The organism is Delftia sp. 11MD, from assembly GCF_050907895.1.
In the GTDB taxonomy this organism is placed as follows: domain Bacteria; phylum Pseudomonadota; class Gammaproteobacteria; order Burkholderiales; family Burkholderiaceae_C; genus Comamonas; species Comamonas tsuruhatensis.
Genome location: NZ_CP194333.1, coordinates 1,135,106 through 1,149,395 on the forward strand (window position 1 = coordinate 1,135,106; position 14,290 = coordinate 1,149,395).

12 protein-coding genes are annotated in these 14,290 nt (G+C 60.7%); 9 read left to right on the plus strand and 3 right to left on the minus strand.

The window, feature by feature from the left end:
* Positions 1-31 precede the first annotated feature (31 nt).
* The 3 genes from ACRSCF_RS05135 to ACRSCF_RS05145 are packed head-to-tail and all read right to left on the minus strand — an operon-like array spanning position 32 to position 3,838.
* On the minus strand, positions 32-1,732 hold the full coding sequence (locus tag ACRSCF_RS05135) for an NAD+ synthase (protein WP_432675246.1): 1,701 nt from the start codon (positions 1,730-1,732) through the stop codon (positions 32-34).
* A 29-nt stretch (positions 1,733-1,761) separates the two neighbouring features.
* Positions 1,762-2,961 (minus strand): nicotinate phosphoribosyltransferase, encoded by a 1,200-nt coding sequence (gene pncB, locus ACRSCF_RS05140; RefSeq protein WP_012207404.1) that lies wholly within the window; start codon positions 2,959-2,961, stop codon positions 1,762-1,764.
* A gap of 55 nt (positions 2,962-3,016) precedes the next feature.
* Positions 3,017-3,838 (minus strand): cysteine hydrolase, encoded by an 822-nt coding sequence (locus ACRSCF_RS05145; protein WP_432675249.1) that lies wholly within the window; start codon positions 3,836-3,838, stop codon positions 3,017-3,019.
* 249 nt (positions 3,839-4,087) lie between these two features.
* Between ACRSCF_RS05145 and ACRSCF_RS05150 the strand changes: the two genes are divergently transcribed.
* From ACRSCF_RS05150 to ACRSCF_RS05190, 9 genes are read left to right on the plus strand one after another with little or no spacing between them, the layout of a single operon-like run.
* Complete coding sequence (locus ACRSCF_RS05150; protein ID WP_432675251.1) at positions 4,088-4,480, plus strand: DUF2304 domain-containing protein; 393 nt, start codon at positions 4,088-4,090, stop codon at positions 4,478-4,480.
* On the plus strand, positions 4,467-5,978 hold the full coding sequence (locus tag ACRSCF_RS05155) for a mannose-1-phosphate guanylyltransferase/mannose-6-phosphate isomerase (RefSeq protein ID WP_244451699.1): 1,512 nt from the start codon (positions 4,467-4,469) through the stop codon (positions 5,976-5,978). Before ACRSCF_RS05150 ends, ACRSCF_RS05155 begins: the two co-directional genes overlap by 14 nt.
* 24 nt (positions 5,979-6,002) lie before the next feature.
* The gene (locus tag ACRSCF_RS05160) at positions 6,003-7,298 is read left to right on the plus strand and encodes a nucleotide sugar dehydrogenase (RefSeq protein ID WP_244387843.1); all 1,296 of its coding nucleotides are present in this window, start codon (positions 6,003-6,005) and stop codon (positions 7,296-7,298) included.
* A 28-nt stretch (positions 7,299-7,326) separates the two neighbouring features.
* Positions 7,327-8,277, plus strand: a complete 951-nt coding sequence (locus ACRSCF_RS05165; RefSeq protein ID WP_034369009.1) for a Gfo/Idh/MocA family oxidoreductase — start codon at positions 7,327-7,329, stop codon at positions 8,275-8,277.
* Positions 8,274-8,867: an acyltransferase gene (locus tag ACRSCF_RS05170; protein WP_034369012.1), complete on the plus strand. Its 594-nt coding sequence runs from the start codon at positions 8,274-8,276 to the stop codon at positions 8,865-8,867. The genes ACRSCF_RS05165 and ACRSCF_RS05170 overlap by 4 nt, the downstream gene beginning before the upstream one ends.
* A 32-nt stretch (positions 8,868-8,899) precedes the next feature.
* Positions 8,900-9,991 (plus strand): DegT/DnrJ/EryC1/StrS family aminotransferase, encoded by a 1,092-nt coding sequence (locus ACRSCF_RS05175; protein ID WP_034369018.1) that lies wholly within the window; start codon positions 8,900-8,902, stop codon positions 9,989-9,991.
* Between the two features lie 17 nt (positions 9,992-10,008).
* Positions 10,009-11,007 carry a glycosyltransferase family 2 protein gene (locus ACRSCF_RS05180; protein WP_244387844.1) on the plus strand — a complete coding sequence of 333 codons (999 nt, stop codon included), beginning with the start codon at positions 10,009-10,011 and terminating at the stop codon, positions 11,005-11,007.
* Positions 11,004-12,320, plus strand: a complete 1,317-nt coding sequence (locus ACRSCF_RS05185; RefSeq protein ID WP_034369014.1) for a lipopolysaccharide biosynthesis protein — start codon at positions 11,004-11,006, stop codon at positions 12,318-12,320. The genes ACRSCF_RS05180 and ACRSCF_RS05185 overlap by 4 nt, the downstream gene beginning before the upstream one ends.
* A gap of 2 nt (positions 12,321-12,322) precedes the next feature.
* Positions 12,323-14,272 carry a hypothetical protein gene (locus ACRSCF_RS05190; RefSeq protein WP_244387845.1) on the plus strand — a complete coding sequence of 650 codons (1,950 nt, stop codon included), beginning with the start codon at positions 12,323-12,325 and terminating at the stop codon, positions 14,270-14,272.
* The last annotated feature ends 18 nt before the right edge of the window (positions 14,273-14,290 follow it).

The window sequence follows — 14,290 nt, forward strand, 5'->3', positions numbered from 1 at the left end:
CATAAACAGGCTCGGTGGCTTCACTCTGGCTTCATTCGTAGTGGGCGGCAATGGGCATCTGGCGGCCGGTGCCGAAGGCGCGCGGGCGCACGCGCAGTATGGGCGGGGCCTGGCGGCGCTTGTACTCGCTGCGGAAGATCATGCGCTTGACGCGGTCAACCAGCTCGGCCCCGCCGGGTTGGCCCAGCAGCTGGGTCACAAAACGCTCAGCCGTGCCGTACTCGGCGGTGGACAGGTGCCGGCCCTCGATGGCGTATTTGAGGATTTCGTCCAGCACCGCATAGGGCGGCAGGCTGTCCTCGTCCTTCTGGTCGGGTGCCAGCTCGGCCGAGGGCGGCTTGTCGATGATGGCCTGGGGAATCAGCTCGCGGCCCGCACTGTGGTTGATGTGGCGAGACAGCTCGAAGACCTCGGTCTTGTACAGATCGCCCAGCAGGCCCAGGCCGCCGTTGGTGTCGCCATACAGCGTGCAGTAGCCCACCGAGATCTCGGACTTGTTGCCCGTGGTCAGCAGCAGGTGGCCGAAGGCGTTGGAGTACTCCATCAGCGTGGTGCCGCGGATGCGTGCCTGCAGGTTCTCCAGCGGCAGGCCTCGCAGCGGCTGGCCGAAGCTGGCCTCGAACTGGCGCGCATAGCCGTCGACCAGTTCGCGTATCGGGTGCTCGTGCAGCGTGATGCCCAGGTTGCGGCACAGGATCACCGAGTCATCGACCGAGCCGCTCGACGAAAAGCGCGAGGGCATGGTGACGGCCACCACGTTGTCCGCGCCCAGGGCCTCAGCGGCCAGGGCCAGGGTCAGCGCGCTGTCTATGCCGCCCGAGCTGCCGACGACGGCGCGCGTGAAGCCGCAGCGGCGCGCATAGTCGCGCAGGCCCAGCACGATCTGGCGGCGGTAGAACTCCATGGTGGGCAGGCCTGCGGCCGTCACGCTCATGCAGGGCTGGCCGGCCGCGTCGAGGAAGCGTCCGTCGCCGAACTGCAGCGTGCGCAGGTCCTCCACGAAGCGCTCGGCTTCGAAGACCACGCCGCGCCCGGGCTCCACCGCGAAGGAGGCGCCGTCGAACACGATCTGGTCCTGGCCGCCGATCTGGTTCACGTAGAGGATGGGCAGGCCGTGGCGCGTGGCCGCCTGGCCGAAGATCTCGTGGCGCTGCTCGCGCTTGCCCAGGTGGCTGGGGCTGGCGTTGATGCTGACCACCAGGTCGGGCGCGGCGTCGGCCATGCGCGCGAAGGGGTTGGTGGCGTAGTCGGCTCCGGCGTCGTTCCAGCCGTCCTCGCACACCAGAAAGCCCACCTGGGCCTGTCCTATGCGCAGCACCTTGGCCGCGTCGGGGCCGGGCTCGAAGTGGCGGCGCTCGTCGAAGATGTTGTAGGTGGGCAGCAGCTGCTTGTCGTAGCGCAGGCGAACGGCGCCGTCCTTGAGCACCAGCAGGCTGTTGTGCAGCGGCTTGCCCGGCCCGCTGGCGCGCGTGGGCGCGCCGATGACCCAGTGCAATTGAGGCCACTGGCGCGTGGCCTGCAGCAGTTGCTGCAAGCCTTGCTCCAGGCGCTCGCGAAAGGCGGGCTCGTCCAGCAGGTCGCCTGGGTAGTAGCCGCACAGCGACAGCTCGGGAAAGACCAGCAGGTCGGCCTGCGCGTGCGCGGCGCGGGCAGCGGCCTCGGCCATGCGGGCCACGTTGCCGGCGATGTCGCCGACGGTGGGGTTGAGTTGGGCAATGGTGATGCGCAGCATGAATGGAGCTTTGGCGGTGTCGGGCGGTGTCAGACGGCGACAGGCTGGGCCAGGCCGAAGACCTGGCGCAGATAGGCCAGATAGGTTTCGTCGTTGCACAGCGTCTTGCCCGGCGAGTCCGAGATCTTGGCCACGGGCTGGCCGTTGGCGTGGGTGAGCTTCATCACGATGTTGATGGTCTCCAGCCCCATGTCGTTGGTCAGCCGCGTGCCGATGCCGAAGCCCAGCTGTATGCGGTCGGCAAAGCGCTGGTACAGGGCCAGGGCCGTGTCCAGGTCCAGCCCGTCGGAGAACACCAGGCGCTTGGCCTGCGGGTCTATGCGCAGCTTCTGGTAGTGGGCGATGGCCTTCTCGCCCCAGGCATATGGGTCGCCCGAGTCGTGCCGCAGCCCGTCAAAGAGCTTGGCGAAGTACATGTCGAAATCGGCCAGGAAGGCATCCATGCCCACGGTGTCGGTCAGGGCCACGCCCAGGTCGCCCCGGTACTCCTGCACCCAGTCCTCCAGCGCGGCGATCTGGAAGTCGCGCAGGCGCACGCCCTGGGCCTGGTAGCTCTGCAGGTACTCATGGGCCATGGTGCCGATGGGCACGATGCCGAAGTCGCGCGCCAGCAGCACGTTGGACGTGCCCTTGAACCACTGCGCCGTCTGCGTGGCAAAGGCCTGGACCACCTCGCGCTGCCAGGCGCCCGAGAAGCGCCGGCGCACGCCGAAGTCGAACAGCTCGAAGGGATTGCGCAGCCTGGCCTCGCAGGCCAGGTGGCGCAGACGCTCTATCTTGCCGGCCAGGCGCCTGCGGCCTTCGGCCAGCGCCGCCTCGGCGTCGAAGCGCCGGAAATACAGCTCGTTGACGATGGCCAGCACATAGATCTCGAAGCCCATCACATGGACCTGGGGGCCCTTGGCCTCGATGTGCAGGGTGTCGCCATCGGCCCAGGCACGGATGAAGGCGCGCTGGAACTGGAAGATGCGCAGAAAGTCGATGAAGTCGCTCTTCATGAAGCGCAGCCCGCCCAGGTAGGCCAGGTCTTCGGGCGTGAAGCGCAGCGCGCACAGGGCGTCCAGCTCGCGCTCCACCTCGGGCAGCAGCTCGGCCAGCGGGAAAGCGGTCTTCGTGCGGCAGACGAATTCGTACTCGGCCTCGGTCTGGGGATTGCGGTGCAGCATGGCCTGCCACATCGTGAATTTGTAGAGATCGGTGTCGAGCAGGCTGGTGATGATGGGAGCCATGGTGCGATGCTGGGGAAACAGGAAAGGGGGCTGCGCGCGTGAAGGCGGTCCGCCCCTACAGGTGGAGTTCTTGGCTGGAGGCCAGCCGCAATCCGCGGGCCTGCATGGCTGCTAGAAAATCATGGTGCGCGGACTCGAAGCCCGGCACCGGGCTCATGGCGTCGTGCATCAGCACGATGCGCTCAGGATGGGGAAGGTGCTCGACCAGATGCTCGACCGTGGAGCGCACGCAGTGACTGCTCGCCTCGCCCGCGACCACCAGCATGTCTGCCTGGGCCAGCCGCTCCAGCAAGGCCGTATTCAGCAAGGTCGCCGGATCGGCAGGGTCCGGCACCTCGGCCAGCAGCGCGCTGTAGTGCTCGGTCCAGGGATTGAGCCCCTTGAAAACGTTGTACACGGCGCGCTGGCGCTGCTGCTGCCAGTCGCCGCAGGCCGCCAGCACATCGGCATGGATACCGTGGCCCCAACTGCCCACCTCGCAGTGCACGGGCCAGACCATCAGCATGTAGCGGCTGCTGGCTTCGAGTGCATCCAGATATTCCAGGCTGCGCTGCAGCGCCTCGGCGTTGCGTGGCCGGAACACCCCCGCCCGCACCTGCGCCGCCGTGATAGGGGTGAACGGCACTACCTCGCTGCCATCGCCCTGCTGCCAGAAGGCGGGGTGGGCAATGTCATAGCGCTGGTGCGAGTCCAGCGTCACCGTGATGGCGTCAATTCTCGCCCCCTCGCGCCGTATCCAACCGGCAAGCCGCTGCATGTCGGCATGGGCGCCCGCCACGGGAAGGCTGGGGCGTTGCCGATCGGGGTACCAGTCGTCAGGCAGGTCGCAGAAATCGTTCTGGGGGTCTATGACCAGGAGCTGGGTGGTGGAGGGCATGGGCAAACGCCACGGAGCGCAAGACGTTAAAAGCCGAGTGTAGTGTTGTCCTGGAGTACCTGCCTCATCGGTGGCGGTTCGGGCGGAAAGCTGTTTCAGCGAGCTTTCATATGGTTACCCGTTGCCAAACTACAATCATGAGTTTTTATGTGTACGCAATTATTCGCTTGAATTTTTACCCACACCGCAACCACTCATGAGGCCGAGCGTGTAGTGAGCAGTTCGGTGCAATAGTTTTTATTGGAAACAATGGCATCTCTGCAAGCTACAACGGCGTTTATGGGGGTGGGGTTGGCCGCGCTGATCCTGTACCTGATCCGGCGCGACCATCTCTACCTCATGCACGGCCTGTTCTGGGTGGTCGTTGCCGTGGCTGCAGTGGTTTTGGGGGTCTGGCCGGGTTTGATCGACAGGGCTGCTCGGCTGCTGGGCATCAGCTATCCGCCGGCCATGCTGCTGCTGCTGGCCAGCATCGTCCTGCTCATCAAGGCCTTGCATGCCGACATGGTCAACACCCGCATTGAACGGGACGTGCGCCGGCTGACCCAACGACTGGCAATGCTGGAAACCGATGCCGAGCATCAGCGAAGTGCTGGCACCGCGTCTGATGAAGCTTGGGCAGGACACGATGCATCAAGGTAAGGAACCTGCGGCGATTTTGCCAGTGATCCTTTGTGGTGGCTCTGGTACACGGCTGTGGCCTCTGTCTCGCGAGACCTACCCAAAACAGTTCCTGGCTTTGCCCGGCAAGCGCTCGATGCTGCAGGAAACCGTTCTACGCTTGCAGATGTCGCCAAGCCGGCGCATGCTTCCGGAAGTCAGGTCGCCAATGCTGGTCTGCAATGAGGAGCATCGCTTTCTTGCGGCCAGCCAACTGCTGGAAGTCGGCATAAAGGATGCCTGCATCCTGCTGGAGCCTTCGGGGCGCAATACGGCGCCCGCCCTGACGCTGGCGGCTTTGCAGGCCGTTTCTTCCGGCGAAGATCCCGTGCTGCTTGCCATGCCTGCCGACCATGTGATGGCTGATGTGCAGGCGTTTGCCTTCGCCGTTGAGCAGGCCTTCCAGATTGCCGAGCAGGGGGCCATGGTGACGTTCGGGGTTGCGCCTGATCGCCCTGAGACCGGGTACGGCTACATCCGAAGGGGTGAGCCCTGGCGGGGCGAGGCAGGCGCATTTCGCATTGCCAGTTTTGTGGAAAAGCCTGACAGGCCACAGGCTCTTCAATACCTCGCTGGCGACGACTATTTCTGGAACAGCGGGCTGTTCATGATGCGCGCCAGCGTGTGGTTGCATGTCCTCGGACAATGTCGCGCAGACATTCTTGCCGCCTGCCAGGCCTCCATGAAGGAGGCTCGGCACGATCTGGACTTCATTCGTCCGGGCGTAGACAGTTTCGAGGCCTGTCCAAGTGATTCCATCGACTACGCCGTGATGGAGCATCTTCCGGGTTGTCCTGCGCTGGGCGTGGACGGCTGTGTCATGCCGCTGAGTGCGGGCTGGTCGGATCTTGGCGCCTGGGACGCACTGTGGGATCTACAGGAGCGCGATGCTCAGGGTAATGCCCTGATGGGGGATGTACTGGCCCATGATTGTGCTGATTCCTTGTTTGTCTCCAGCAGTAGGCTGGTGGCCGGGGTGGGGTTGGAGCAGATCGTTGTTGTTGAGACGCCCGACGCCGTCCTGGTCGCAGACAAGCGGCGTGCGCAGGATGTGAAGCAGATCGTGGCGAAACTCCGGGATTCGGGTCATGAGCTGGTGCAGACGCACAGAAAGGTCTACAGACCCTGGGGCTGGTATGACTGCCTCGATGCCGGCGAACGCTTTCAGGTCAAGCGCATCGTGGTGAAGCCAGGCGCGAGCTTGAGCCTGCAGCTCCACAGGTGCCGTGCCGAGCATTGGGTCGTGGTGCAGGGGACAGCCGAGGTTACCAATGGCGAGGACATCTACTTGCTGGGTCCGAATCAGTCGACCTATATCCCGGTTGGAAGAGTTCACAGGCTTGCCAATCGGGGCGAGTGCCCGCTGGAGATCATTGAAATCCAGTCTGGAGACTATCTTGGTGAAGACGACATCGTGCGCCTTGAGGACAACTACGGCCGGCGGGCCACGGCCAATGGCGCCGATATTGATAACGGATAAACCGATTTTTTCTTCGCTTGAAACATGCAAATAGACAAAGCAAAGATTGCTGTTGTGGGGCTAGGCTATGTGGGTTTGCCGCTGGCCGTCGAGTTCGGCAGGTGCCGCGATGTCCTTGGTTTTGACATCAATGTGGCGCGTGTCGCTGAGCTGCGAGGCGGCCAGGACGCCACCCTGGAGGTCAGTCCTGACGAACTGAAGGCTGCCCGGCGGCTGAAGTTCAGCTCAGACCCGCGAGACCTGGCGGATTGCCAAGTTTTCATCGTGACCGTACCAACGCCCGTGGACAAAGCCAACCGGCCTGACATGACGCCACTGGTCAAGGCCAGTGAGACCGTGGGGCGTGCCATGCCGCCGGGTGCCCTTGTGATCTACGAATCCACTGTCTACCCGGGGGCTACCGAGGAAATCTGCGTGCCGGTCCTCGAGCGCTTCAGTGGCAGGGTATTCAATCGTGACTTCTTCTGCGGATACAGTCCTGAACGCATCAACCCAGGCGACAAGGTCAACACGCTGACCAAGATCAAGAAGATCACTAGCGGCAGCACTTCCGAAGCCGCCGATGCGGTGGATGCCCTGTATGCCTCCATCATCGTTGCAGGCACCCACAAGGCCAGCAGCCTGAAAGTAGCAGAGGCGGCCAAGGTCATAGAGAACACGCAGCGTGATCTCAACATCGCACTGGTCAACGAACTGTCGGTGATCTTCGAGCGCATCGGAATCGATACGTTGGACGTCCTGGAGGCCGCTGGCAGCAAGTGGAATTTCCTGCCTTTCCGACCGGGGCTGGTCGGAGGCCATTGCATAGGAGTGGATCCTTACTACCTTACCCACAAGGCGGAGGAAGTGGGATACCACCCCCAGGTCATCCTGGCCGGACGCCGCATCAACGACAACATGGGGCGCTATGTGGCGCGCAACACCATCCGCCTGATGCTCAAGAACGGTATGGATGTTCCGCGGTGCCGCATCGGCGTGCTGGGCATCACCTTCAAGGAAAACTGCCCCGACATCCGCAACAGCAAGGTCGTGGACATGATCCGCGAGTTCGAGGCTTGGGGCGCCAACGTGGTCATTGCCGACCCATGGGCCAGTGCCGAGGAGGTTATGCATGAATACGGCCTGCCTCTGGGCCGCATCGATGCAGACAATCCTGTCGATACCTTGGTGGTGGCCGTCGGCCACAATGAGTTCCGCCAAGCCTTGCCGCAGCAATTGCGCAAGTTCTGCCGTGGCGATAGGCCTGTGCTCGCCGATGTGAAAAGTCTTTTTTGCCGGCAGCAGGCTGCCGATGCCGGCTTCACCGTATTCCGCCTGTAAGCCGGGCTTTCAACGCTGACTCTTGCTCATGAAAAACTTTGCTCTCATCGGGGCTGCCGGATACATCGCACCCCGGCACATGCGTGCCATCAAGGAAACGGGTCACAACCTGTCGGTGGCCTATGACATCAACGATTCGGTCGGCATCATCGACAGCATTTCGCCGCAGAGTGATTTCTTCACCGAGTTCGAGCGCTTCATGGAGCACGCCCAGCGCCTCAAGCGCGATCCGGCTTCGGCGCTGCACTATGTTTCGGTGTGCTCTCCCAACCACCTTCATCACGCTCACATTGCCGCAGGCCTGCGCCTGGGATGCGACGTCATCTGCGAAAAGCCACTGGTTCCCACACCCGCTGTGCTGGACGAGCTGGCCCGCATCGAGGGTGAAACGGGCCAGCGTGTCTACAACATCCTCCAACTGCGCCATCACGATGCCATCCTGCGGCTGCGCGATAAGGTGGCCGCAGCACCCAAGGACACCAAGTTCGATGTCGAGCTGACCTACATCACCTCGCGCGGAAAATGGTATCTGGAGAGTTGGAAGGGCGATCCACGCAAATCCTTCGGCGTGGCCACTAACATCGGTGTGCATTTCTTTGACATGCTGCATTTCATCTTCGGCAAGCTGCAGGACAACCGCGTCCATCTCAACGAAGAAACTAAGGCAGCCGGGTATCTGGAATATGAGCGCGCGCGAGTCCGCTGGTTTCTTTCCATCGATGCCAACGATCTGCCAGAAGAGGTCAAGGGCAAGAAGCCTACATACCGGAATATCGACATCAGCGGTGAGCAACTCGAATTCTCGGAAGGCTTCACCGACCTGCATACCACGAGCTACCGTGAGATCCTTGAGGGCCGAGGCTATGGACTTGCGGATGCGCGGCACTGCATTGAAACCGTGGATGTCATTCGCGGTGCAGCGGCGGTACGAGGCGACCCCGACCGAGCCCATCCCTTTGTTGCATCCATTCGGTCATGAGCTATACGGTACACCCCAGCGCCATTGTGGATGAGGGCGCCAGCATAGGGACGGACACGCGCATCTGGCATTGGGTGCATGTCAGTTCCGGGGCAAGAATCGGTGCCGGCTGCTCTCTGGGGCAGGGTGTCTATGTGGGCAACGATGTTCAGGTGGGGGACAACGTCAAGATACAGAACAATGTCAGTGTGTATGACGCAGTGACGCTGGAGGATGACGTGTTCTGCGGCCCCAGCATGGTTTTCACCAACGTCTACAACCCCCGCTCGGCGGTGGCGCGCAAAGACCAGTACCGGCGCACCTTGATAAGGCGTGGTGCGACCCTTGGCGCTAACTGCACTGTCGTCTGCGGCGTGACCGTGGGGCGCTATGCCTTCATAGGCGCTGGCGCCGTGGTCCAGCGGGACATGCCCGATTTCGCGCTAGCCGTCGGCGTGCCTGCTCGTCAGATCGGATGGATGAGCCGTTTCGGGGAGCGACTGGACCTGCCGATGGCTGGCGAGGGGGAAGCTGTTTGCCCGCACACTGGCGACAAGTACACGCTGTCCGGCGGCGTGTGCACTCTGGAGAAACAAGGAACTGAAACGTGACTGCCAATCTTCCGCAATCCGCCGTCGAGCGCATGGAATTCATTGATCTCAAGGCCCAGTACCGGATACTTCGGAAAGATATCGATGCCCGCATCCAGCGAGTGCTGGAGCATGGCCAATACATCCTGGGGCCGGAAGTGGGCGAGATGGAGGCGCAACTTGCTGCCTACACCGGGGCCCGGCACTGCATCAGCTGTGCTTCCGGGACCGAAGCTCTTCTGATGGCGCTGCTGGCGCTGGACATCGGGCCCGGCGATGAAGTGATCACCACGCCGTTCACGTTCGCGGCGACTGCGGAGATGATCGTGCTCGCCGGAGCCAAGCCTGTCTATGTGGATATCGAGCCGGACACCTGCCTGATGGATGCCGCTCAGATCAAGGCCAAGATTACTCCGCGCACAAAGGCCATCATGCCGGTATCGCTGTATGGGCAGGTTGCCGATATGGATGCGATCAACGCCATCGCGCAGATGCATGGCTTGAGCGTCATAGAGGATGCGGCCCAAAGCTTCGGCGCCAGCTACAAGGAGCGCAAAAGCTGCAATCTTTCCACCATCGGGTGCACCAGCTTCTTCCCCAGCAAGCCTTTGGGTTGCTATGGCGATGGTGGTGCCCTGTTCACCAACGATGATGGATTGGCAAAGGCGTTGCGTGAAATAAGGGTGCATGGACAGGAGCGGCGCTATCACCATACGCGCATCGGCGTGGGAGGGCGCATGGATACGATCCAATGCGCAGTCATCCTGGGCAAACTGCAGCGCTTCGAGTGGGAGATCCAGCGCCGCCTGGAGCTGGGAAGGGCCTATCGCCAAAAGCTGAGGGACGCAGGATGTGCCGCCGGACTGATTTCCGTGCGCGAGGGCCGGGATTGCGTCTGGGCCCAGTTCACCGTGCTCGTGGAGGACAGAGCCGTGGTTCAGCAAAAACTCCAAGAAATGGGGATACCGACGGCAGTCCACTATCCATTGGCGCTGAACAGGCAGCCGGCATACCGCGATGATCAGTCGGCGATGGATACGCCTCACAGCCACTGGGCCGCAGACCGGGTCATGAGCCTTCCCATGAGCGCAGACCTCAGCGACCAGGATCTGGGCCGCGTCGTCGCAGCCATGGCGTCCATCTGACTCTAGTCCGAGAAAAAATGTACAGAGATAAAAAAATCACCGTCGTTGTGCCTGCATACAACGAAGAAACGCAGATTGCCCGCGTGATAGAGACCATGCCCGACTTTGTGGACATGATTGTCATTACGAATGATTGCAGCAAGGACCGCACGTCTGAAGTCATCAGAGCCCATCCTGGATATGCCGCCGGCAAGGTCACCTTGCTGGAGCATGAAGTGAATCAGGGTGTTGGTGGAGCCATTGCCACGGGCTACAAATGGGCGCGCGACCAGAGTTACGACATAGCTGTCGTCATGGCCGGTGATGGACAGATGGATCCAGACGATCTGCCCGCCATCCTCGATCCCGTGGTGGATGACGAGGCCGACTACACCAAGGGCAATCGGCTGGTCACGGGAGAGGCGTTCCGCAAGATCCCGAAAATCCGCTTTTTCGGCAATTCCGCCCTGTCGCTGTTCACCAAGATCGCATCGGGCTACTGGCATGTGGCGGACTCGCAGACGGGCTACACCGCCATCAATCTGACGGCGTTGCGAGCCATTAACTGGGATCGAATGTACAAGCGCTACGGGCAGCCAAATGACTTGCTGGTCAAGCTGAACGTAGCAGGCATGCGCGTGGTGGACGTGCCGATAGAGCCGGTATACAACGTTGGCGAGAAATCGGGCATCCAGGTGCGCAAGGTGGTCTTCACCATCGGTTCTTTGCTCGTGCGCCTGTTCTTCTGGCGGCTCAAGGAAAAGTACATCATCCGCAACTTCCATCCGCTGGTGTTCTTCTATGCCTTCGGCTTCTTTGGAGTGGGGCTCAGTGCGCTGCTGTTTTTGCGCTTGGTGTGGCTGTGGGTGGATCTGGGCCATGTGCCAGAAATCACGTTCCTTAGCTGGTTGTTCTCCTTCTCCCTGGGCTTCAACTCACTGTTCTTCGCCATGTGGTTCGACTATGACGAAAACAAGCACTTGAATCCTCCGCTGAAACACCGCGACACCGCCAACAAGCGCTCCACGCTGGCATGATCCGTGCCCTGAGCGCGCAGTTGCTGCACAGCCTGCGTCACCAGAAACTGTCGCAGGACATTGCCTATAGCTTGGGCAGTTTCGTGGTGCTGGCCATCAGTGGCATCGTTATCAACATCGTTGTGACTGCACAGCGCGATGTGACCACATTGGGCGTCTTCAACATTGCCTATGCCGTGTACATTCTCGCCTCGCAGTTTGCGGTGTGGGGCCTGCACTACTCGGTGCTAAGGCACACGGCCTACCACCAGAACGATGCGTCCGAACGCGGTCGGATGCTGTGTACGGCAGGTGTTTGCGCCGTGGGCATGGGGCTGTTGGCCGCCGTCGGGGTCATGTTTGCTGAGCCGTTGTTCTTGCGGATCTTCCAAAGTGAAGTGACTGCCCGGGCCATCGGCAATGCGGCGCTGGGACTGTCGGTTTTCCCTCTCAACAAGGTACTGTTGGCCTACCTCAATGGGCTGCGGGCCATGAGGGCGTTCTCCGTGCTGCAGGCCTTGCGCTACTTCCTGGTCATGCTGCTGGTCGCCGGCATTGCGTCCACGTCTATGCCTGCCGAGACGCTGACCCTGTGCTTTGTGGTGGCGGAAGCAGGGACGGCGCTTGCCGCGATGGCCTTCATTGCCCGGTACAGACTCGCGGGAACCTTGGGATTCACTCGTACCTGGGCGCACACGCACTACCGGTTCGGTTCCAAGGGCTTGGTGGCAGGCATGTTCACGGAGATCAACTCTCGTGTGGACGTGCTCATGATCGGCTTTTTCCTCTCTGAACGGGAAACCGGGATCTATAGCTTTGCGGTGATGCTGGTGGATGGCCTCTACCAGGTGCTTGCCATGGTCCGTATCAACTTCAATCCCATGCTGGTTGCAGCCCTGCGTGACGGAGACCACGGCGCAATGGTCAAGCTGAGACGACAATCTGCAACCTACGTGCTGCCGACGGCGCTGGTGCTGGCTGCCGGGCTGCTGCTCGGCTACTACCTGTTTGCGACCTTCGTCATGCCGTCCAAGGGACTCATGGAGGGTTTTTCGGCGCTTGTGGTGTTGCTGTGTGCACTTGTCGGGGTATCTTTCCTGGTGCCCTTCGACAATCTCATGATGGTGTCGGGTCATCCTGGCTACCAGACAGGCCAGCAGATGACAACCGTGACTGCCAATGTGCTGGTGGCAGCGGCGCTGCTGCCTTCACTCGGGATGGCAGGTGCCGCCGCAGGGACGGCCGCGAGCTATGTGGCCGGAACGGCGATGCTGATCTATCTCGCCAAGCGGATCCAAGGCTGGAATCTGCTGGCCAATACTTTTAGGGCTTAGACATGTGTGGCATTTTTGGAGTGGTGGCTGGTGCAGGTAGCGACATCGGCCGCGAAGAGTTCGACCGATTGCTGACCCGTTTGTTCCTGACATCGGAATCACGGGGCAAGGAGGCTGCGGGCGCCGCCTTTTGCTCCGGCTCCAACATTCAGGTTATCCGCAAGGCATTGCCGGCATCGGAGTTACTGGCCCATGAGGAGTACAAGCGCTTCCGGGACGACGCACTTGCGCAATTGGCCTCGCCGGTAGCTGGCGCTCTTGCGGTGATCGGACATGCCAGGCTTGTGACGAACGGGCTGCAAGGCATCGATGCCAATAACCAACCCGTCGTCAAGGGCGGAGTCGTTTGCGTTCACAACGGCATCATCGTCAACGAGCCGCAGCTTTGGGCAGAGCAGCCGGCCTTGGTGAAGGAGTCGGACGTGGACACGGAAGTCGTGGCCGCCATGCTGGACCAAGCCATTGCTTCGGGCATCTCCGTGGCAAGTGCCGCCTCTTCGGTATTCGGCCGCATCTATGGCGAAGCTTCGCTTGCCGTACTGTTTTCTGCCCGGCAGAGCATGTTGCTGGCCACCAACACGGGATCGCTGTTCCTTGTTGCAGACGTATCGCGTAAAGTGGCTTTCTATTGTTCCGAAGCGGCTATTGCTCGCAAAGTCATAGAACAGATGGGGGGTAGTTGGAAGGCCTGCACAGTGATGCAACTCAAGGCCAATACCGCCTTGCTGATTGACCTGACCACGGCGCAGCCGGGGACCCATTTTGCAGTGGGAAGCGATGCAGCCCCCGCCGTCGCTATGCAGGATGCCGTGCCGACAGACTCCGGCCGCCGCACCATCATCACCAGTACGGATCTGGTGCAGCAGCGCTGGCGCAGTATGCGGCGCTGTACATGCTGCATCCTGCCCGAGACCATGCCGTTCATCAAGTTCGATGCCGATGGCGTATGTAACTACTGCCGCAACTATCAGCGCCAGTCACTGGTTGGTGAAGATTCCCTGCTGCGGCTGCTGGACCAGTACCGCAGCAAGAACGGCGAGCCCGATTGCCTGGTCGGCTTCAGCGGAGGACGTGACAGCAGCTATGGCCTGCATCTGTTGAAGACACGTTATGGAATGAGCCCGGTTGCATACACCTATGACTGGGGAATGGTGACCGACCTGGCTCGACGAAATCAGGCAAGGCTATGCGGCAAGCTGGGCGTTGAGCACATCTGGGTTTCCGCAGACATCAAAGCCAAGCGCAAGAATGTCCAGCGCAATGTGGAGGCATGGTTTCGGCGTCCCGATTTGGGAATGGTGCCGCTCTTCATGGCCGGTGACAAGCAATTCATGTGGCATGCCAATCGGCTGATGAAGGAAACGGATCTGCGATTGATGGTATTTTCGACGAACCATTACGAGCGAACGGATTTCAAGACGGGATTTTGTGGCGTGGCCCCGGCATCCTCGGGAATAAAGCTGCACAGCATTTCTTCGTTATCCAAAGCGAAGATGGTGGCTTACTATCTGAAGAATTATCTGTTGAATCCTGGTTATATCAATGGCTCCCTGGGCGATACATTTACTGCATTTCTTTCCTACTATTTTGTGAAGCAGGATTTTTTATATCTATTCGATCATGTTTCATGGGATGAAGAGGAAATCAACAAGGTATTGATCGAGGAATATGAATGGGAGCTTGCCAAGGATACGCCGACCACATGGCGCATCGGGGATGGCACGGCACCATTCTATAATTATATTTATCAAACTATTGCGGGATTTAGCGAATATGAAACCTTCAGAAGCAATCAGATTCGTGAAGGTGTCATCTCTCGTGAGGAGGCGCTGAGGTTGGTGGAGGTGGAGAATCAGCCGAGAATAGAATCCATAAGGGAGTATTGCAGTCTGATTGGAGTGGATTTTGATATCGCCATGCGTACGATTGACAATGTCCGCAAGTTGTACTGAACCGCGCGTTGTGCAGCA